The organism is Solimonas sp. SE-A11 (assembly GCF_030345715.1).
In the GTDB taxonomy this organism is placed as follows: Bacteria; Pseudomonadota; Gammaproteobacteria; order Nevskiales; family Nevskiaceae; genus Solimonas_A.
On record NZ_JAUASX010000012.1, the window covers coordinates 1 to 18,947 of the forward strand.

At 65.3% G+C, this 18,947-nt stretch carries 20 protein-coding genes; 15 read left to right on the forward strand and 5 right to left on the reverse strand.

Going from position 1 to position 18,947, the window contains the following annotated elements; genetic code table 11:
- Positions 1-165: 165 nt before the first annotated feature.
- Together QT386_RS14245 and QT386_RS14250 are read left to right on the forward strand one after the other, a co-directional pair.
- Positions 166-1,167 (forward strand): TauD/TfdA family dioxygenase, encoded by a 1,002-nt coding sequence (locus tag QT386_RS14245; protein WP_104231553.1) that lies wholly within the window; start codon positions 166-168, stop codon positions 1,165-1,167.
- Positions 1,164-2,255, forward strand: coding sequence for an NAD(P)/FAD-dependent oxidoreductase (locus QT386_RS14250; RefSeq protein WP_104231554.1), 1,092 nt, complete (start codon positions 1,164-1,166; stop codon positions 2,253-2,255). The genes QT386_RS14245 and QT386_RS14250 overlap by 4 nt, the downstream gene beginning before the upstream one ends.
- Here QT386_RS14250 and QT386_RS14255 read toward each other — a convergent pair.
- Both QT386_RS14255 and QT386_RS14260 read right to left on the reverse strand, forming a co-directional pair.
- A complete protein-coding gene (locus tag QT386_RS14255; protein ID WP_104231555.1) occupies positions 2,252-2,992 on the reverse strand; it encodes a hypothetical protein in 741 nt (246 codons plus the stop codon). The genes QT386_RS14250 and QT386_RS14255 overlap by 4 nt on opposite strands.
- Positions 2,993-3,072: 80 nt before the next feature.
- Positions 3,073-5,226 carry a PhoX family phosphatase gene (locus QT386_RS14260; protein ID WP_104231556.1) on the reverse strand — a complete coding sequence of 718 codons (2,154 nt, stop codon included), beginning with the start codon at positions 5,224-5,226 and terminating at the stop codon, positions 3,073-3,075.
- A 162-nt stretch (positions 5,227-5,388) separates the two neighbouring features.
- Between QT386_RS14260 and QT386_RS14265 the strand changes: the two genes are divergently transcribed.
- From QT386_RS14265 to arsH, 9 genes are all read left to right on the forward strand, one after another.
- Entirely contained in the window at positions 5,389-5,889 is a 501-nt protein-coding gene (locus QT386_RS14265; protein WP_104231557.1) for an arsenate reductase ArsC, read from the forward strand.
- A 65-nt stretch (positions 5,890-5,954) separates the two neighbouring features.
- Positions 5,955-6,236 carry a hypothetical protein gene (locus QT386_RS14270; protein ID WP_104231558.1) on the forward strand — a complete coding sequence of 94 codons (282 nt, stop codon included), beginning with the start codon at positions 5,955-5,957 and terminating at the stop codon, positions 6,234-6,236.
- Positions 6,237-6,262: 26 nt separating this feature from the next.
- Positions 6,263-6,652, forward strand: a complete 390-nt coding sequence (locus tag QT386_RS14275; RefSeq protein ID WP_104231559.1) for a helix-turn-helix transcriptional regulator — start codon at positions 6,263-6,265, stop codon at positions 6,650-6,652.
- A gap of 96 nt (positions 6,653-6,748) precedes the next feature.
- On the forward strand, positions 6,749-7,069 hold the full coding sequence (locus QT386_RS14280; protein ID WP_104231560.1) for a helix-turn-helix transcriptional regulator: 321 nt from the start codon (positions 6,749-6,751) through the stop codon (positions 7,067-7,069).
- A 1-nt stretch (position 7,070) separates the two neighbouring features.
- The gene (locus QT386_RS14285) at positions 7,071-7,580 is read left to right on the forward strand and encodes an ArsI/CadI family heavy metal resistance metalloenzyme (RefSeq protein ID WP_104231561.1); all 510 of its coding nucleotides are present in this window, start codon (positions 7,071-7,073) and stop codon (positions 7,578-7,580) included.
- Positions 7,581-7,622: 42 nt separating this feature from the next.
- Positions 7,623-8,327 carry an MIP/aquaporin family protein gene (locus QT386_RS14290; protein ID WP_289274448.1) on the forward strand — a complete coding sequence of 235 codons (705 nt, stop codon included), beginning with the start codon at positions 7,623-7,625 and terminating at the stop codon, positions 8,325-8,327.
- Between the two features lie 2 nt (positions 8,328-8,329).
- The gene (locus QT386_RS14295) at positions 8,330-8,737 is read left to right on the forward strand and encodes a low molecular weight phosphatase family protein (protein WP_104231562.1); all 408 of its coding nucleotides are present in this window, start codon (positions 8,330-8,332) and stop codon (positions 8,735-8,737) included.
- 10 nt (positions 8,738-8,747) lie between these two features.
- Positions 8,748-9,191 carry an arsenate reductase (glutaredoxin) gene (gene arsC / locus QT386_RS14300; protein ID WP_104231563.1) on the forward strand — a complete coding sequence of 148 codons (444 nt, stop codon included), beginning with the start codon at positions 8,748-8,750 and terminating at the stop codon, positions 9,189-9,191.
- Positions 9,188-9,937: an arsenical resistance protein ArsH gene (gene arsH, locus QT386_RS14305; RefSeq protein ID WP_104231564.1), complete on the forward strand. Its 750-nt coding sequence runs from the start codon at positions 9,188-9,190 to the stop codon at positions 9,935-9,937. Before arsC ends, arsH begins: the two co-directional genes overlap by 4 nt.
- Positions 9,938-10,037: 100 nt before the next feature.
- Here arsH and QT386_RS14310 read toward each other — a convergent pair whose 3' ends face one another.
- The 3 genes from QT386_RS14310 to QT386_RS14320 form a co-directional block, all read right to left on the reverse strand.
- Positions 10,038-10,883: a sterol desaturase family protein gene (locus tag QT386_RS14310; protein WP_165797503.1), complete on the reverse strand. Its 846-nt coding sequence runs from the start codon at positions 10,881-10,883 to the stop codon at positions 10,038-10,040.
- 133 nt (positions 10,884-11,016) lie between these two features.
- Complete coding sequence (locus tag QT386_RS14315; protein WP_289274449.1) at positions 11,017-11,661, reverse strand: hypothetical protein; 645 nt, start codon at positions 11,659-11,661, stop codon at positions 11,017-11,019.
- 36 nt (positions 11,662-11,697) lie between these two features.
- Entirely contained in the window at positions 11,698-12,465 is a 768-nt protein-coding gene (locus QT386_RS14320) for an AraC family transcriptional regulator (RefSeq protein ID WP_289274450.1), read from the reverse strand.
- Positions 12,466-12,702: 237 nt separating this feature from the next.
- On the opposite strand from QT386_RS14320, the gene QT386_RS14325 reads away from it, so the two are divergent.
- The 4 genes from QT386_RS14325 (at position 12,703) to QT386_RS14340 (ending at position 18,944) form a co-directional block, all read left to right on the forward strand.
- A complete protein-coding gene (locus QT386_RS14325; RefSeq protein WP_289274451.1) occupies positions 12,703-13,044 on the forward strand; it encodes a hypothetical protein in 342 nt (113 codons plus the stop codon).
- A 71-nt stretch (positions 13,045-13,115) separates the two neighbouring features.
- Positions 13,116-14,429 (forward strand): TolC family protein, encoded by a 1,314-nt coding sequence (locus tag QT386_RS14330; protein WP_289274452.1) that lies wholly within the window; start codon positions 13,116-13,118, stop codon positions 14,427-14,429.
- Complete coding sequence (locus tag QT386_RS14335) at positions 14,422-15,804, forward strand: efflux RND transporter periplasmic adaptor subunit (RefSeq protein ID WP_289274453.1); 1,383 nt, start codon at positions 14,422-14,424, stop codon at positions 15,802-15,804. The genes QT386_RS14330 and QT386_RS14335 overlap by 8 nt, the downstream gene beginning before the upstream one ends.
- Positions 15,801-18,944 carry an efflux RND transporter permease subunit gene (locus QT386_RS14340; RefSeq protein WP_289274454.1) on the forward strand — a complete coding sequence of 1,048 codons (3,144 nt, stop codon included), beginning with the start codon at positions 15,801-15,803 and terminating at the stop codon, positions 18,942-18,944. Before QT386_RS14335 ends, QT386_RS14340 begins: the two co-directional genes overlap by 4 nt.
- The last annotated feature ends 3 nt before the right edge of the window (positions 18,945-18,947 follow it).

The window sequence follows — 18,947 nt, forward strand, 5'->3', positions numbered from 1 at the left end:
GAGAACAGATCCAAAGCACGAAAGACCAACTTACCCACAGATTTGAACTAGACTCTCAACCCTTACAGGTGGGTCACTTTTCGCTGCGCACCCTGGGTCAACTTTCGCTGCGCGCCAACATAGTGGCTGCCACGATTCCTCGCCATTCCAACCGGAGACGTGAAGATGAGTCCCGAAGCCACTGTCAGGCGATTCCCCAATGCCGCTTGGCGCGGCCCCGAACTGGGCGACTCCGCCCGTTGGGTTACCGTTCTGACGCCAGCACAGCGGGCCGCAATCGCGGAGTTGGGGCTGAGCCTGGAGTCCAGGGGCATTTCCGAGATGGAGGCCCACAAACCAAGCTCCAGCGAAGCGGGCCAATGGGCCATCCTGCAGGATGCGATGCGTGATGTACGCAAGGAGCTTCGGGAAGGGCGTGGCTTCGTGCTGATGCGAGGATTTCCGGTGTCCGAGCTGTCCCCCCAAGCCACGAAGCTGGCCTACGCCGCACTGGGTTCAATGCTGGGTGCGGCGATGCCTCAGAACAAGCGAGGCGAACTGATCCACGACGTGCGGGATACCGGCGCCAGCAAGGTCGATCCGAACGTGCGCCTATCGATCACCAATGCGGAGCAGGACTTCCACACCGACGCAGCCGATCTGATCGGCCTGCTGTGTCTCCAGAAGTCCAAGTCGGGCGGCGTCAGTCGCATCGTCAGCTCGGTGACGGTGTACAACGAGGTCGCTGCGGTTCGCACTGACTTGGCGGCGCTGCTCTTCGAGCCCTGGTATTTCCACATGAAGGGGGAGCAGGCAGCAGGCGCCTTGCCCTATTTCCAGCTGCCCATCGCCCATGACATTGGCGGCCGGCTCTCCAGCTTCTTCATCGCCTGGTACATCCGGCACGCAGAGCAGCTCGAAGGCGTGCCGCCGCTGACGCCGGCTCAGCAGGAAGCGCTGGACCTCTACGAGGCTACCGCGAACCGCGCCGACCTATACCTGGACATGCACTTCGAGCCGGGCGACATTCAGTGGCTCAAGAACTCCGTGATCCTGCATAAGCGCAGCGAATACGAGGACTGGCCGGAACCGGAGCGCAAGCGGCATCTGCTCCGGCTGTGGCTGGCGGCGCCGGATTTCCAGGACGGCATCGTGGCGCTGAGGCAGGGTCACAAGGTGGCGGCATGAGCATCGACGTTCTGGTGATCGGCGCCGGTCAGGCCGGCCTGGCAGCCGCATGGCACCTGCAACGCGCGGGCGTTCCCTTCCGCATCGTCGAAGCCTCCACCCAGGTCGGCGGCTCCTGGCGGCACTACTACGACAGCCTGACGCTGTTTTCCCCGGCGGGGTACTCCAGTCTTCCCGGGATGCCGTTTCCGGGAGACCCAGAGCGATACCCCGTCCGGGACGAGGTTACGGGCTACCTGGAGGCCTATGCCGCCCGCTACGAGCTGCCGGTCGAATTCGGTCGAAGGGTCGCCAGCGTTGGCCGCCTGGACGCAGGTTTTGCATCCAAACTGGCGGATGGCGAGATCATCCATTCCCGAGCCGTTGTAGCCGCCTCAGGCGCCTTTGCGCGGCCCTACATGCCCCCAATCGATGGACTGGAGAGCTTCCGGGGGCGGGTGCTTCACGCAGCGCAGTACCGGTCGCCGGAAGGCTTCGAGGGCCAGCGCATCGTCGTGGTAGGCGGCGCCAATTCGGCGGTGCAGATTGCCGCAGAACTCGCGTCGAGGGCTACCGTCACCCTGGCGTCACGCCGTCCCATCCGGTTTGCCCCGCAACGTGTTCTCGGCAAGGACTTCCATTTCTGGCTGAATCTGACCGGCTTGGACCGGACCCGGTGGCTGGACGACCAGAGCACACCGGTTCTGGATACGGGCAAGTACCGCGGCGCCATCAAGTCCGGGCATCCCGACCAGCGTGGGATGTTTCTGAAAGTCGACTCAACCGGTGTTGAATGGTCCCCGGGCCAGCATGAGCCCGTTGACGTTCTGCTGTTCGCTACCGGCTACCGCCCTCAGGTGCCCTACTTGGACAGCCTGGGCGCTATCGATGCCGAGGGGCGACTGCTACAGCGCAAGGGCGTCAGTACGACCGTTCCGGGCCTGTACTACGTGGGATTCCCGAAGCAGCGCAACTTCGCTTCCGCCACGCTGCGCGGCGTGGGTCCGGACGCGGAGGTGGTCGTGCGCTCCCTGCGAGCGCAGCTCGCACCGGGGACTTCGCGGCATCAGCGCGAGCACCGCCGAATCTGCTGTGAGCCAGCCACCTAGATAGCGCGGCGCCCGCCCTGGAGGAATTCAGTAAACGCCCCAAGGCCGATGCGGTGCGTCGGCATCTGGCGGACATAGGTGTCGATAAGCTCCTCGCAGGGGTCTCGGTCGTGAAGGTACTGGAGAAACTCGAAGGCGATCGTAATGAGCCGATGGATCGTTCTTGATCGCAAATGGCGGCGATTCAGTTCTGCGTGATAAGCCAGCAGCACGGCATAAGAGCGATGATCCTGGCGTTGAGCCAGGAGGCGGTCGGCACTTCGGGTAACGCGCAGGTCGGCGATGGCCTCCCGCGACGGCACCGTGTAGCCGATCTCTTTCAGGAATTCGAGATAGACCCTGCTGTGCTTGAGCATCTGCGCATCGCAGCGGGACAAGAGGCCCGTTGCTGTCACGTCCAGACAGTTCGCAAACGTCGTGTCCAGGACCTGGAAAAATCGTAGGTGGCGCGGCAGTCGTCGGACGACCAATCTCGCGTCCTGTCGCTCAAGCTCCCGAGCCACGAAGTGTGAGAACATCAGCCGTACCCACCCCTGGTCGATCTGGGTGCAACAGGCCTGGACCAGGTCCTGGACCTGCTGGAACCACGCCCGCTTTCGGCAGGCGACCGCTTCCTCGACGTTCAGGTGATCGATACATGGCCGGCAGACAGGGTTGCCCTTCGCCGCGCGGCCAAAGACCAGCCGCGGCTCGCCGCAGACAGAGCAGGGAACCTTGTCTCGGGAGGACCGACGCATCGACTTCGACTAATGCAAGAGCTTCCCCTGGACCGGGAGGGGCCGTCACCCCAACCCGATCCAGGAGTCACCCTCAAGCCTCAGACACCAATCGGGCCGCCATCGTTCTTCGTGATGACGATCGTGGCGGTGCGGGGGCGCGTGATGGCCGTGCCGGTGACCGTGGCATCGTCGGTGGTCATCGACGGCCAGTTGCTCTGGAACGTGGTGAGCGTGCCGGACTCGCCCGGGTGCTGGATGTTGACGAACATGGTCTTGTAGTCCGGGGTCATGTCCACACCCGTGATCTCGCAGCCCGGCGTGCCGACCAGGAAGCGACGCACCAGGTCCGGCGTGGCCGCCTTGCCGGCGAAGGTCTTCTGGGCGCCGACCATTTTCTGGCCGCCATCGCCCACCTTACCCGGCACCGCCGCGAGCATCATGCAGTTGGTGACATCGGTGTAAGCGCCGTCGTCCGTCTGGATCCAGAGGATGCCGCGATTGTCGAACCAGAGACCATCCGGGCTGGAGAAGTCGTTCTCGGCCGTTAGTCCCGACAAGTTAACCGTGGCCGCCGGAGCATCGGCCTGGGCGCCGAACAGGTAGACGTCCCAGGTGAAGGTCGTCGCCGCAGCGTCGCCGGAGCTGTCGGCCAGGCGGATGATGTGCCCGTTGACGTTGCCGCGCTGGGTGGCAGCGCCCTTGGGGTCTTCGTAGCTGCGGGGGTTGGCGGCATCCACGGCCGGGCCGCCGGTGCCACGGCTGCTGTTGTTGGTCAGCGTCAGGTAGAACTCGCCGGTCTTCGGATTGACTCCACCCCACTCGGGACGGTCCATCTTCGTGGCGCCTGCCAGGTCAGCCGCCGTGCGGGTGTTGACGATGATCTCCGCCAGGCCGGAGAACTTGCCGGACAGCGCCGCGTTGTCCGGGGTCAGCGCCAGCCACTCGCCGGTGCCGTCGTCCTTGAAGCGCGCGGCGTACAGCACGCCGGAATCCAGGTACTTGCCGCCCATCGCCGGGCCCTTGGTGGCATCCGCCGGGTCCCAGTTCGCGGCGGAAACGAACTTGTAGGCGTACTCGTTGCGCGAGTCGTCGCCCATGTAGACCACGACCGGCCGTCCGGCCTTCACCGGGGCAAACCAGGAACCCTCGTGCGATGTGCGGCCCAGCGCGGTGCGCTTGCGCGGCGTGAAGGTCGGGTCGTAGGGATCGAGTTCCACGACGTAGCCGAAGTGGTTCGGTTCGTTGCGGAAATCCTCGGCGGCGCTGGCGCCGGTGATCGTCACATTGAAGCGCTTCTGCAGGTCGGTGCCATCGACCGGCGTGTCCCAGCCACGGTAGTTGAAGCCCTTGCTGTTCGGGGTGATGGCGTAGCGGGCAAAGGCCTGCGTGCGGACCGCATCGCTCTGCGCCGCGTCGTTGCCGCGGTTGAAGTAGGCGTTCCAGTTCTCCTCGCCTGTGAGGAAGGTGCCCCAGGGCGTCACACCGTGGCCGCAGTTGTTCATGGTGCCGAAGCAGGTGCGGCCGTTGGGCGAGAGCTTGGTCACGGCGAACACGCTGCCGGCGACGGGGCCGGTCAGGGCCATTTCGCTGTTGATGTGCCAGCGCTTGTTGAGGGCGGCGGACTTGTCGATCGCCCACTTCGTGGCACCCTTCTTGACCTTGATGACGGAAACGCCGTGAGCATGCTGGTCCTTGAGGACTTCGGCCAGCGGGCGCGGTCCGGTGGCGCCGGTGCGGTCCGGGGTGGGGCCGGCAGCGTGCAGGTAGATGTCCGTCAGAGCCTCGTGATTCATCGCCAGGATGCCTTCCGTCGAACTGGTCGAGCCCTTGGGGAAGGGGAAATAGGCCAGGGCGTCGTGATGGTCGCCAGCGCGCTTGTCGAAGTCACCCTGCGTGCCATCGTTGGTGTAGGCCGCCACGCCTTCCACGAGGGGGTCGCCCAGCGCGAACAGCACGTATGCGGAGTAGCCGGCCGGCACCGTTACCTTGTCAGCGAGGTTCTTGGGGACAGCCGTGAAGCCCAGCGGCGGGGTGGCCGCCGGAGTGCCCGTGTCGCCGGATTCGTCGTCATTGCTGTCGCAGCCGACCAGGCCGGTGCCGGTGAAGACCGCCGTGGTGGCAGCCAGGCCACCCAGCAGCGTCTTGCGGCGGGTCAGGCGGGCCGCCAGCAGCGATTCGAGCGTGGGATTGTTGGAGGTGTTGCTGCCGACGTCATCGGGATCGATGCCGTGTTTCACGAGGTCTGAGGTCATGTCCGGGTCCTTGCGGTGGCTGGGAAATAGCAGGCCGACGTTAGGAGCGGCTCATTGCACCGAGCGGAATCTTCCGTGAATTAATTTAGACAGTTTTGGAAATATTGACAGTAACTATTATTCGACCATAATCGAATAGTTAAACCACCGCCCGAGCACTCCATGGCCCATCGCAAGTTCAACGTCCTGTTCCTCTGCACCGGCAATTCGGCCCGGTCGATCCTGGCGGAGGCCGCCATGAACAACCTGGCGATCAGCAACGGCAAGTTCGTCGGCTACAGTGCTGGCAGCCACCCCAAGGGGGAGCCCAATCCGTTTGCCATCGAGCTCCTGAAACGCAGCCATATCTCGACCGAGGGCCTGCGCAGCAAGAGCTGGGACGAGTTCGCTGCACCCGGGGCGCCCGAGCTGGACTTCGTGTTCACGGTCTGCGATCAGGCTGCCGGCGAGCAATGCCCGTACTGGCCGGGCCAGCCGATGACCGCACATTGGGGCACACCAGACCCTGCGGCCGTCGAAGGCACTGACGAAGAGAAACGTCACGCCTTCGCCGATGCGTTCATCGTCCTGCGCCGCCGCATCGAGCTTTTCGCCAGCCTGCCCTTCGACAAGCTGGACCGTCTGGCCCTGCAGAAGCAACTCAAGGACATCGGAACGAAGTAAAACCTTCGTCGGCATGTCACCGACGTTGGTCACCATTGACTCTCCACCCCACAATGGAGAGAGCCATGTCCCCGATTCGCATCACCGCCGCTGCCCTCGTATTCGCCCTGCTGGCCCCGGTTGCCGCAGCCAAGGAAGCAAGCGCCCAGCACAGCAAGGAAGGCTTCATCACCTTCGTTGAGGATGGGCGCCTCTGGGTTTTCAAGGTAGGATCGCAGGAAGCTGAGGATTTCAAGGCGCACGGCGAGCCGACCAAGATGGCGACCAAGGTTGGCGCCGGTCCTGGCGGCATGACGGTCAAGTCCGCCGACCTGGAAACCCTCGACGCTTACCTGACGGCTCCCTGAGGATTCCTGTGGCGACCAAAAGTACGATGGACACAAAGGCGGCTTTGAAGGCGCTCGCGGGCTTGGCCCAGGAGTCGCGGCTTGCCATCGTGCGCAACCTGGTCGAGCGCGGGGCAATCGGCGCCTACGCCGGGCAGCTCGCCGAGGACCTGCAGTGCGCTCCGGCAACGCTGTCCTTCCATCTGAAGGAACTCTCTCATGCTGGGCTGATCGAGGCCCAGCATGAGGGACGTCATATCCGATACGTCGCCAGCTTCCAGGTCATGAATGGCCTGATCGAATACCTGACGCACAACTGCTGCGGCGGCCGCGCGGACTGTTTCCCGGGCAGCGCCTGCGAAAGCATCCCCAAGCCGAAGCCCAAGCGCGCTGCTGCGGCCCGCAAGGTTGCCGCGCCGCGCCGCAGGGCCGGATAGTCCTCCAGGAAGGTCCCCGATCCCTGCGGGCACCTGTCATATTCGATATTTCTCGAAGTATTGACATTGAAACAATGATTCGACAACAATCGAATCATGAAACCCGAATCCGCCGTGACGCTCCTGGCTGCCCTGGCGCAGAACTCGCGCTTGGCGCTGTTCCGCCTGTTGGTCCAGAAAGGTCCTGAGGGCATGCCCGCCGGCGAAATTGCCGAGCATCTGGGCGTGGCACCCAACACCCTGTCTTTCCATCTGAAGGAACTGAGCAACGCCGGCCTGCTCAAGTCCCGTCAGGAGGGGCGTTTCGTCTATTACGCCCCCGACTTCAAGGCCATGAACGGCCTGCTGGCCTATCTCACCGAAAACTGCTGCGGCGGCGTAACGACCGCGCCCTCAAACTCCTGTAAGGAATGCTGATATGAAGCGCTTTCACGTCCACGTCTCGGTCAAGGACCTGACCCAGAGCATCGGGTTCTATTCCAAGCTTTTTGGAGCAGACCCGTCGGTGATCAAGCAGGACTACGCCAAGTGGATGCTGGAAGACCCGAGGATCAACTTCGCGATCTCCCAACGCGGGCATGCTGTGGGTCTCAACCACCTGGGCTTCCAGGTCGACTCGGAGCCGGAGCTGAAGGAGCTCCGCGAGCAGGTTGCGCTGGCGGACATTGCCGCCCTGGAGCAGACGGGCGCGGCCTGTTGCTATGCCAAGTCGGACAAGTATTGGGTCGAGGATCCGCAGGGCATCGCCTGGGAAACCTTCCATTCGCTCGGTAGCATTCCCGTGTTCGGGGAGGATGAGGCCGAGCAGGTCGCAGACAGCGCCTGCTGTGTTCCCCTGGCCCAGCAGCCGATGGACAAGCCTGCCGCCGCCTGCTGCGTTCCGAACGAAAAGCCGGCCGCCTCGAAGGCCACGGCCTGCTGCGGTTGATCGTCCGACCATGAGCCAGAACACTTCTCCGGAGCCGTTCCTGTGACCACGCTGTCGCGCAAACTTGTCGCCGAGGCGGTCGGCACGGCCATGCTGCTGGCTACCGTCGTGGGCTCCGGCATCATGGCGGAGCGCCTGGCGGGCGGAAACGTCGCCATTGCGCTTCTAGCCAATACGCTCGCCACGGGCGCGGCCCTCATCGCTTTGATCCTGACCTTTGGCCCCATCTCCGGCGCCCACTTCAATCCGGCGGTCACGCTGGCTGACGCCTCGCAGCGCGGCCTGCCCTGGAGCGAGGTTCCTGGCTACATCGTGGCTCAAGTCGTCGGTGCCTTCGCGGGCGTGTTCTCGGCGCATCTCATGTTTGGGGAGCCGGTCCTGATGGTCTCGACGAAGGTCCGCGCCGGCATGCCGCAGGCCTTCAGCGAGTTCGTGGCGACCTTCGGCCTGCTGGCCGTCATCTGGGGCTGTTCGCGCCGCCGGTCCGAGTCGGTGCCCTTCGCGGTTGCGGCCTACATCACGGCGGCCTACTGGTTCACGGCATCGACCTCGTTTGCGAATCCGGCATTGACGCTGGCGCGAGCGGCGACGGATACCTTTGCCGGCATCCGCCCGGCCGATGCGCCGATGTTCATCCTGGCGCAGTTGCTCGGCGCTCTTGCCGCGACGGCCTTGTTCCGCTGGCTGGTACCGGCGCTTCCGGCCACCGCCCCTGACGTCGTCGTCCCCCACAACGAACGGAACTGAAAGTGAAGACCGCAATTTTTGCCTGCGTCCACAACGCGGGACGCTCACAGATGGCTGCCGCCTTCTTCAACCAGTTGGCCGATCCGGCCAAGGCTCGCGCGATCTCTGCCGGGACCAATCCGGGAAACCACGTGCATCCCGAGGTGCTGGCGGTGATGAAGGAGGTTGGGATAGATCTTTCTCACGCCCAGCCCACCAAGTTGACCCCCGAACTGGCGGCAGGGGCCTCGCTGCTGGTGACGATGGGCTGCGGCGACGAGTGTCCGTATGTGCCCGGCGCCCGCCGGGACGACTGGCCGCTGCAGGACCCCAAGGGCGGCACGCCGGAACTGGTGCGCGGAATCCGCGACGACATTCGCGGCCGGGTGGCGTCACTGCTGCAGTCCGAGGGCTGGGCCCGCAATGCCTGAGGAAAAGCCCATGAGCATCGATATCGTCATCTATCACAACCCGGACTGCGGGACCTCGCGCAACACGCTGGCGATGATCCGCAATGCTGGAATCGAGCCGCATGTCGTCGAATACCTGACGACGCCGCCCAGTCGGGCCTTGTTGGCCTCGCTCATCCAGCGCATGGGCATCCCCGTCCGGGACCTGCTGCGCGAAAAGGGTACTCCGTACGCCGAACTGGGTTTGGCCGATCCTTCACTTACGGATGACCAGCTGCTGGACGCGATGATGGAACACCCGATTCTCATCAACCGGCCAATCGTGGTTGCGCCGATGGGTGTCAAACTCTGCCGGCCCTCTGAGCTGGTGCTGGATCTGCTGCCGACCGCCCAGCAGACGCCCTTCTCGAAGGAGGATGGCGAGGTGGTCATCGATGCCGCCGGCCGGAGAACGACGCCGGGAACCAGGTCGTGAGCCGCGTTCGACTGCTGGCTGATCTAGACCATCTGCCGGCGCTGGATGCGCGCTTCGCGCATCAGCGGCCGGCACAGGAGCTCGGCGCGGAAGGGCATAAGCCGCGCATCCTGCTGCTGTACGGATCGCTGCGGCCGCGTTCGTTCTCGCGCTTTGCGACTGAAGAGGCAGCTCGGTTGCTGAATCAGTTCGGTGCCGAGACGCGGATATTCGATCCCGGCGATCTGCCGATGCCGGACCAGGTCGCGGGCGACAAGCACCCCGCGGTGCAGGAGCTGCGGGAGCTGTCGATGTGGTCCGAGGGCCAGGTCTGGTGCAGCCCGGAGCGGCATGGGCAGATCACGGGCGTCATGAAGGCCCAGATCGACCACCTGCCGCTCAACATGGGCGGTATCCGCCCGACACAGGGCCGCACGCTGGCGGTCATGCAGGTCAGCGGCGGCTCCCAGTCCTTCAACGCCGTCAACACCCTGCGCCTCCTGGGCCGATGGATGCGCATGTTCACGATCCCGAACCAGTCGAGTGTCGCCAAGGCCTACGAGGAGTTCGACGCCGAGGGGCGCATGCGTCCCTCGGCGTACTACGACCGGATCGTGGACGTGATGGAGGAGCTGGTCCGTTTCACCGTGTTGCTGCGGCCCCATGCGGGCTTGCTGGTGGACCGCTACTCCGAGCGCAAGGAAGAGGGCCGGCCGGTCGACATGGCGACGGACCTTTCGGCGATTGCCACGGCTCACCAGCGCTGAGCGGTCGCGATTCAGGAGCTGCTGCTCTGTCGTGAGCACGTTCCGCCGAGTGGGGAAGGCCCATGTCCTTAAACCGCCTTGGGACGGGCAGGTTGATCCATCAGCGATTTCGCATCGGCCAGAGAATCTGCCCCAGGTAGGTCGAGGGAATATCGTCATCCTTGAGGCCGACCTCGCCGCGCGCCGGGCTTCGCGGTGCGTCGTGATGGGTGCCGAACAGTAGGTCCCAAACGAGGAACACCTCGCCGAAGTTCACCTGCGCATCCTCGAACTCGCGCTTGTGGTGCCACCGGTGCATTTCCGCCACGCCGAGTACATGCCGGAAAGGCCCCAGCCGATAATCCAGATTGGCATGCTGGAATGCGAGATGGATGCTCATGATGCTGAGCCACGCTCCCAGGGCGATGGGTGTTGCGCCTAGCGCCAGCAGGGTGATCAAGCCGGGCCCCGCCAGGACCAGTGCCGACAGCGGATGGCGGCGTCCACCATTGAGCCAGTAGAGCCGTTCGGGCATGTGATGGATGGCGTGCAGCCGCCACAAGAAGCCGCTGATATGGCTGGCACGATGCATGGTGTAGAGGCCCAGGTCCATGATCGCGCCCGCCAAAAGGATCTGCGCCCACATGGGGACCGAGGTGGGCCACAAGCTGGGCAGTTCGGGGAGGAGCGCCCGCAGTCCGAAAGCGGAAGCGACGGCTCCCTGAATTAGCGCGTGGCTCACCAGCAGGTGCAGGACATCGACCCGGGTATCGCCCCCATGGTCACGGTTCCATGCCGGCTCATACGGTGCGAGTCGCTCCAGCACTGCCAAGGTGCCGATGCCGATGACCACGAGCAGGGGGAAGGCCGGCCAGTACGCGACGCCGCGACCGGCCAGTACGACCAGGAAAACGGCCAAGGTCCCCAGGATCAGGGGATAGGCGAGGTATCGAATTGCGGTCCGCATGGGGGCTCCTTGGATTCTGCGATGGGATGCAGACTACGCAGGAGCCGGGTACCGGGCTTGAACGTATTGGCTATCGCTTCGGCACGGCGCCCTGACGCGGCTGGGGCAGCTTTCCCGCAGACGAGCTGGCTGCCTACATGTGCGCCCCAGGACCGTGTCCACCGTGCATGAGCATCGCAACGAGCAAGAGCAAGAAGACCACCGCGGCCGCGAGGAAGCCTTTCACCCAACGGGGCAATCCAGCGATTGATCCAGCATCACGCCTATCGGTGCTGCGAGTGCCCAGCATCCGGGTACCGTATGGGGTGAGGCCGGCGGGCTTGTAGATAGCCAGGGCGGTAGTCACGAGCAGCACTCCAAGGCCTCCCGCGGCATGGACCAACAGCGAGAGCTGCAGGCCGGCGAAATCCTGTAACGAGAAGGCGGTCTGAGCGGCGGCCGAGAGTGCGCTGATCGGTGTCAGCTTCAGCAGAAGTACGGCGGTGGCAAACGCCGTGAGCAGGAGTTTGATCGTCACCCAGTAGTGCCGGAACAGCCCCCATGCGGTGCCCATGGCTTGCATCAGCCCTGTCACCAGTGAGGTCGCGGCGAGCGGCAGGATGACGAACCAGGCCGTGATCCCCATCATCAGGCAGGCCGCCCGCACCATGGCGGGATCCTGGTTGGACAGGCTCACCAGCGAGTGCGCCAGGAACACGGCCAGCGCGCCGGCCCAGCCGATCGACGCGGTGACGTGGAAGGTCAGCATCAGCTTGCGGATGTTGGACGTCATGATCATGGCGGTTCGTTCCAGTGCCGAAAGGCGGTGGGGGACTCAGGCGTTTGCGCGCAGGGTCAGAAGAGGGTGCAGCAGGACATTCGGTGCAATCCCGAACGTGCTGCGAAAACTGCGCGACAGGTGCGCGGAGTCGGAAAAGCCACTGGCATGGGCGGCCTCAGTGAGATTGAGGCCACTGGCGATGGCGGCCAATGCGTGTTGCAGGCGCAGCCAACGCAAGTACGGACGCAGGGGCATGCCGGTGTGCGCGCGGAACAGGTGTGCGAAGCGGCCAGACGACAGGCCGGCCTTTTTCGCCAGTTGAGCGCCGGACAGGGATTCGGGCAAGGGCCTGGGAAGCGCGCCAAGGCAATCCTGGATACGCGAGTCCGTGAAGGGCTGCTCCGATGCCGCCGGGGCAGATCCCAGCAGACTAGCGATAGCGCGTTCAAGCATCCGATCCGTGTCGGCTGACAGTAGTTCGACCAGGCGTTGGCACTGAGCTTCCGTCAGGGCGCGCGGTCCGGGACCGCACCACTGATCGAGTCTTCGCCCCTGGCTCGACTCTCGTTCCAGATAGAGCAACAGCAGCGGATTCGGCCCGCTGGTGAGCTGGTGGGGATGATCGGCAGGAATGATGATTCCGGGAACCCGGATCAGGCTCCCCGTTCCCACCCGTAGCTCGACGGCATCCTTCAGGCCTATCGCGAGTTGAACGGCGTGATGGCGATGGAGGGAGTGATCCCCGGCCGTGCCGCTGAATAGCGCCCACCCGGGCTGAATGCTGGCCTTGCCTGTCCACATGGCGGCATCTTCATGGCCCATGGCTGGAGGTTCAAGGAGCATTTTCGGCCGGGCCAGCGCATAGGTAGCGGATATGTCTCAGCAATAATCCAGGCTTCAAGGACATGCGGCCGATTGCCTGGAGTGGGCTCCGGGACCTGACTCCGTCTTTACCCTTGGGCCGCTGACCAGCGGGGACGTGCAACCGCATGAAAATCATTGCGGAACGCCGTAGCGGGACTTAGACTCATAGGCGTCATGAAAATGGGCCGGACATGGTTGAGCGTGCTGCTGGGGCTGGTGCTCCTGCTGCAGGGCTATGCCGTGTCTGCGGCGCCCCGGGCAAACCTCATCAAGGCACTCGACGCCGACATGGCCATGCAGATGGACATGCCTTGCCATGGGCAGAAGGCCGATGCCGAGAAAGCCGGCAAGCCTTCCTGCTGCAACGCCGACTGCCCGGATATGACCACCTGCGCCCTGGGGCACATCGCCTCGGCGGTGAGCCTGACGCTGGAACCTCCTCGCGGCGGCATCGCTGAGCCCGATCCGCTTGCAGTGCGTGAAATTGCGCGCACGTCGACATCCCTGTTGCGACCTCCCATCCTCTCCCTCGGCTGATGCATAGCCGCAACTCGGGCGCCGCCTGAGTTGTTCCGGGCCGCTGCGCGGCCCTATCGTGGAGAGAGTGCATGTATCCCTTGTATCGCCGCGCCCCGGCGCGGTACCGATGGCCGCCGGCCGTCGCCGCGGTCCTGTTGGCGGCGGCTGTCCTGCCGTCCCTGGCCGAAGCCGACAGCGCCGCGCTGGCGCTCGGTGAAGTCGAGCGCCTGGCGGTGTCCGGCCAGCCCATCCTGATCGGCCTGGAAGCCCAGGCACGCGCCGCGCGAGAGACCGCGGTGGCCACGCGCCAGCTGCCGGACCCGCAATTCGTGACGGGCATCCAGGACGTTCCCGTCAACACGTCCGATGCCTGGTCCCTGCGGCGCGATTCCGACACGCAGATCCAGGCCGGCCTGATGCAGGAGTTTCCGCGCGCGGAGAAGCGCCGCCTGAGAGGCGAGTTGCACGAACGCGAAGCGGGGCGCCTGCAGGCCGAGCATCACCTGGCCTGGCGCACGGTCCGGCGGGACGCGGCCCTGGCCTGGCTGCAGGTCTGGAAGTACGACCAGACCCTGCGCCTGACGCGGGAGAGCTTGCGGGAGGCCGAGACCCAGATGCAGGTCGTCGAAATTGCGCTGCGCACCGGTAGCGCCACGCAAGCCGAGTTCCTGACCGCGCGCCAGGAAGTGGACCGGCTGAAGGACGCTGCAGCCGCCGCCGAACAGAGCATGGCGCACGCCCGCAATGGGCTGTCCCGCTGGATCGGTGACGAAGCGTTCCGCCCCGTCGCCGCGGATCTGCCTGAGCTGCCGGCATTGCCGTCCTTGGACGTGGTGCTGGAGCGTGTGCGACAGCACCCGCACCTGGCCGGTGCCGCGGCGCAGGTCGCCATGGCTCAGACCAGTGCCGACTTGGCTTTCGCCGCCTACAAGCCGGACTGGCGCGTCGAAGTCGGCTACGGATACCGGCCGGAGTTCTCCGAGATGGCCATGCTGCAGGTCGGCATCGACCTGCCGGTCTTCACCCGCAACCGCCAGGACCGCGCCGTTGCTGCGGCTCATGCTCAGCAGGAGGCCGCGGCCGCGGCGGTCGATGATGCCGCTCGGCAACTGCTCTCGGAAGCCCGTCTCAATCACCAGGATTGGCAACGCCTGATCGCGCGCCTGAAGGCCTACGACGAGGGCCTGCTGCCGCAGAGCAGTAGTCGCATCACCGCTTCGCTTGCGGGCTGGCGGTCGGGACGCGGGCTGCTGCGCGACGTGATCGACGCTCGCCGCGGCGCCCTGGAACTGCAGATGGCCCGCCTGGACCTGCAGTCCGACCTCACCATGCACACCATCCAACTCAGCTATCTCGGTGCCTTCGAGGACGCCTCGGGTACCGGAGACCCCAACCATGAATAAGAAAATCTTGATTGCTTTGACCCTCGTGCTCGCGGCAGCCGCAGGCTTCGGCTGGTGGTACGCACAGAAGGGAGAAGGGCACCGCCACGAGCTGGTGAAGAAGGTGGATGCCCAGGGCCAGGCGTATTGGACCTGTCCGATGCATCCGCAGGTACGCCAGGATCATCCGGGCAACTGTCCGATCTGCGGCATGAAGCTGGTGAAGCGGGAGGACCAGCCCCCTGCCGCGCCTGCCAAGTCCTCTGCGGCCGAGCGCCGGGTGCTGTACTGGTACGACCCCATGAAGCCGGAGGTGCATTTCGACAAGCCCGGCAAGTCGCCCTTCATGGACATGGACCTGATGCCGAAGTATGCCGAGGAGTCGGCCGCTTCGAGCGACGAAGGCATGAATATCGAGATCGATCCGCGCATGGCCCAGAACCTGGGCATGCGCACCGCGCCGGTCGAGCGCGGCACCTTCTGGCAGCGTATTGATGCCGTCGGCAGCGTCGCGGTCGACGAGCGTCGCATCGTGTCCTTGGAAGCCCGCGCCGCCGGCTGGGTCGAGCGCCTGGAAGTCCGGGCGGCCGGCGATACCGTGCGCCGCGGCCAGGTCGTGGCCGGCGTCTATGCCCCCGATCTGCTGGCGGCTCAGGAGGAACTGGCCCTGGCGCGCAAACTGGGCGACCCGACGTTGATCGATGCCGCCAGGACCCGGCTCAATCTGCTGGGTGTCGGAGGCGGTTCGGGTGGTCCGCAGCGTCAGGTCGGCATCGTCGCGCCGCAAGGCGGCGTCGTCACCGAGTTGATGGTTCGCGAAGGGGGGCAGGTGACCCCGGGAATGCCCCTGATGAAGCTCGCCGACCTGTCGAGCATCTGGATCCTGGTCGAGGTGCCCGAGACGCAGGCCGGCTGGGTCGCCGTAGGCAAGGCCGCGGAGGCGCGCCTGAAGAGCCAGCCGGAGCGGGTATTCGAAGGCACTGTCGACTACGTGTACCCGATGCTCGACACCCAGACCCGGACGCTGAAAGTGCGCCTGGTATTCGACAATCCCGACCTGGCGCTCAAGCCCGGCATGTTCGCCGACGTGACCCTCTTCGGCGGGGCGAAGCGCGACGTCGTCATGGTCCCGAGCGAGGCGGTCATCCGTACCGGGGATCGCAGTGTAGTGCTGGTGGCCGAGGCTGCCGGCCGCTACCGGCCGGTTCACGTCGAGCTGGGCCCCGAGCGGCAGGACCAGACGGTGATCCTGTCGGGGCTTTCCGAAGGGCAGCAGGTGGTCGTCTCCGGCCAGTTCCTGCTGGACTCCGAGGCCAGCCTGCGCGGGGCTTACCAGCGCATGGGCGGTCCGGCAAACATGGGTAAGGCTGCAATGGCACCGGAGGCGGCACCGTGATCGCCCGCCTGATCCATTGGTCGGTCCACAACCGCTTCCTGGTGTTGCTGGCGACGGTGTTGGTAATGGCCTGGGGCCTGTACTCGGCGGCGCGCACGCCGCTCGATGCGATTCCCGACCTGTCCGACACGCAGGTGATCGTCCGCACTGTCTATCCTGGCCAGGCACCGCAGGTCGTGGAGGACCAGGTCACCTATCCGCTGACGACGACCCTGCTATCGGTGCCGCACGCCAAGACGGTCCGCGGTTACTCGCTGTTCGGCGAGTCCTTCGTCTATGTACTGTTCGAGGACGGCGTCGATCTCTACTGGGCGCGTTCTCGCGTGCTGGAGTACCTGTCGCAGGTCCAGGGCCGGCTGCCGGCAACGGCGCGTGCGGCCCTGGGCCCTGACGCGACCGGCGTCGGCTGGATTTACGAGTACGCCCTGGTCGATCGCACCGGCAAGAACGACATCAGCCAGCTGCGCGCGCTGCAGGATTGGTTTCTCAAGTACGAACTCAAGACGGTCCCGAACGTGGCCGAGGTCGCCACCATCGGCGGCTTCAACCGCCAGTACCAGATCGTGCTCGATCCGGACCGGCTGCGTGCCTATCGCTTGCCGCTGGAAACCGTCGTCGCCGCGGTGCAGGACGCCAATGGCGAATCGGGTGGCTCGGTGCTGGAACTGGCCGAAACCGAGTACATGGTTCGCGCGCGGGGCTACCTCAAGTCGCTCGACGGCTTTCGCGAGACTCCCGTGGGCCTCGGAGACAACGGCACGCCGATCCTGCTGCGCGATATCGCGACCGTGCAACTGGGCCCGGAGACCCGGCGCGGCATCGCCGAACTGGACGGCGAGGGAGAGGTCGTCGGCGGAGTGATCGTGTTGCGCTCAGGCGAGAACGCCCAGTCGACGATTGAAGCCGTCAAGGAGAAGCTCGAAACCCTGAAGGCCAGCCTGCCTCAGGGTGTCGAAGTCGTGGAGACCTACGATCGTTCGGCGCTGATCGACCGGGCCGTGGAAAACCTCTCGCACAAGCTGCTGGAGGAGTTCCTGGTGGTGGCGCTCGTCTGCGCCCTGTTCCTCTGGCACCTGCGCTCGGCGCTGGTGGCCATCATCACCCTGCCGATCGGCATCCTGGCGGCATTCATCGTCATGCACGCCCAGGGCATCAACGCCAACATCATGTCGCTGGGCGGCATCGCCATCGCGGTCGGCGCGATGGTCGATGCGGCGGTGGTCATGATCGAGAACGCCCACAAGAAGCTGGAGCAGTGGCGACACGCGCATGAGGGCCAGGACCCGGCTGGCGCGGAGCGGCTGAAACTGATGGCGGACGCCGCCGGCGAAGTGGGACCGGCGCTGTTCTTCTCGCTGTTGATCATCACCCTGTCCTTCGTGCCGGTCTTCACGCTGGAGGCCCAGGAAGGCCGGCTGTTTGCGCCCCTGGCCTACACCAAGACCTACGCGATGGCCGCCGCGGCTGCCCTGTCGGTCACGCTGATCCCCGTCCTGATGGTCGCCTTCATCCGCGGGCGGATCGTCGACGAGACCGCCAACCCCCTGAACCGTGCGCTGATCGCCGTGTACCGCCCGGTGATCGACAAGGTGCTGGCGCATCCCCGTGCGACGCTGGTAATCGCTCTGGTCGCCGCCCTGGCGACGCTGTGGCCGGCCACGCGTCTCGGTAGCGAATTCATGCCACCGCTCGACGAGGGCGACCTGCTGTACATGCCGACGGCGTTGCCGGGGCTGGCGGTCGGCAAGGCCGCCGAGGTGCTGCAGCAGACCGACCGCATCCTGAAGACCTTTCCCGAGGTGCAGCGGGTGTTCGGCAAGATCGGGCGCGCCGAGTCGGCGACCGACCCCGCGCCGCTGGAGATGGTGGAGACCACAGTCAGGCTCAAACCGCACTCGGAATGGCGGGAGGGCATGACCACCGAGAAGCTGATCGAGGAGATGGACGCGGCACTGAAGATTCCGGGCATGGGCAATGTCTGGGTCCAGCCGATTCGCAACCGCATCGACATGCTCGCGACCGGCATCAAGTCGCCGGTGGGCATCAAGATCGCGGGCCCCGATCTGGCGGTGATCGAGCGGGTGGGTGCGCAGATCGAGGCCGTGGTGAAGCAGGTCCCCGGCACCGTCTCGGCCTTCTCCGAGCGGGTTTCGGGTGGGCGCTACATCGAGGTCGTTCCCGATCGCCTCGCGGCGGCTCGCTACGGCATGAGCATCGCCGATGTGCAACGCATCGTTTCCCTGGCCATCGGCGGCGAGAACATCGGCGAGACGGTCGAGGGCCTGCAGCGCTTTCCGATCAACCTGCGTTATCCGCGGGCGCTGCGGGATTCGGTTCAGGACCTGCGGGACCTGCCGTTGGTGACGATGCGCGGCGAGACGATCACTCTGGGCAGCCTCGCGACCGTGCAGATCACCGATGGTCCGCCCATGATCAAGTCGGAGAACGCCCGCCCGAACGGCTGGATCTACGTCGACATCCGTGGCCGCGACCTCGGCGGCTATGTCGCCGAGGCTCGCAAGACCGTGGCCGAGCAGGTGCAACTGCCGGCCGGTTACTCGGTCGCCTGGTCGGGCCAGTTCGAATATCTCGAACGGGCCACCAAGCGCCTGCAGGTCGTCGTGCCGTTTACGTTGGCGATCATCTTCCTGCTGCTGTACCTGACCTTCCGCAGCGCCGCCTCCGCGGCACTGATCATGGCGACGTTACCCTTCGCCCTGGTCGGTGGGTTCTGGCTGATCTACCTGCTGGGCCATCATCTGTCGGTCGCCTCCGGTGTCGGCTTCATCGCCCTGGCCGGCGTATCCGCCGAGTTCGGCGTGGTGATGCTGATCTACCTCGACAACGCCATTGGGGAGCGGCAGGAGCGCGGTCGGATGCGGACCCAGGCCGACCTGCGCGACGCTCTGATCGAGGGGGCCGTGCTGCGGGTGCGTCCGAAGGCCATGACCGTGGCGGTCATCATCGCCGGCCTGCTGCCTTTGTTCATCGGCGCGGGAACCGGCAGCGAGGTCATGCAGCGCATCGCGGCACCGATGGTGGGGGGCATGATCACCGCGCCCCTCTTGTCCATGATCGTGCTGCCGGCGGCGTATCTGCTGCTCCGTGGACGTCGGCTATCGAAGGAAGAGAGTCCGTGACAG

Excerpts from the sequence above, each read along its gene's own strand:
- QT386_RS14245 (WP_104231553.1), top strand. The coding sequence starts at position 166 with ATGAGTCCCGAAGCCACTGTCAGGCGATTCCCCAATGCCGCTTGGCGC.
- QT386_RS14250 (WP_104231554.1), top strand. The coding sequence starts at position 1,164 with ATGAGCATCGACGTTCTGGTGATCGGCGCCGGTCAGGCCGGCCTGGCA.
- QT386_RS14255 (WP_104231555.1), bottom strand. The coding sequence starts at position 2,992 with ATGCGTCGGTCCTCCCGAGACAAGGTTCCCTGCTCTGTCTGCGGCGAG.
- QT386_RS14260 (WP_104231556.1), bottom strand. The coding sequence starts at position 5,226 with ATGACCTCAGACCTCGTGAAACACGGCATCGATCCCGATGACGTCGGC.
- QT386_RS14265 (WP_104231557.1), top strand. The coding sequence starts at position 5,389 with ATGGCCCATCGCAAGTTCAACGTCCTGTTCCTCTGCACCGGCAATTCG.
- QT386_RS14270 (WP_104231558.1), top strand. The coding sequence starts at position 5,955 with ATGTCCCCGATTCGCATCACCGCCGCTGCCCTCGTATTCGCCCTGCTG.
- QT386_RS14275 (WP_104231559.1), top strand. The coding sequence starts at position 6,263 with ATGGACACAAAGGCGGCTTTGAAGGCGCTCGCGGGCTTGGCCCAGGAG.
- QT386_RS14280 (WP_104231560.1), top strand. The coding sequence starts at position 6,749 with ATGAAACCCGAATCCGCCGTGACGCTCCTGGCTGCCCTGGCGCAGAAC.
- QT386_RS14285 (WP_104231561.1), top strand. The coding sequence starts at position 7,071 with ATGAAGCGCTTTCACGTCCACGTCTCGGTCAAGGACCTGACCCAGAGC.
- arsC (WP_104231563.1), top strand. The coding sequence starts at position 8,748 with ATGAGCATCGATATCGTCATCTATCACAACCCGGACTGCGGGACCTCG.
- QT386_RS14310 (WP_165797503.1), bottom strand. The coding sequence starts at position 10,883 with ATGCGGACCGCAATTCGATACCTCGCCTATCCCCTGATCCTGGGGACC.
- QT386_RS14315 (WP_289274449.1), bottom strand. The coding sequence starts at position 11,661 with ATGATCATGACGTCCAACATCCGCAAGCTGATGCTGACCTTCCACGTC.
- QT386_RS14320 (WP_289274450.1), bottom strand. The coding sequence starts at position 12,465 with ATGGGCCATGAAGATGCCGCCATGTGGACAGGCAAGGCCAGCATTCAG.
- QT386_RS14330 (WP_289274452.1), top strand. The coding sequence starts at position 13,116 with ATGTATCCCTTGTATCGCCGCGCCCCGGCGCGGTACCGATGGCCGCCG.
- QT386_RS14335 (WP_289274453.1), top strand. The coding sequence starts at position 14,422 with ATGAATAAGAAAATCTTGATTGCTTTGACCCTCGTGCTCGCGGCAGCC.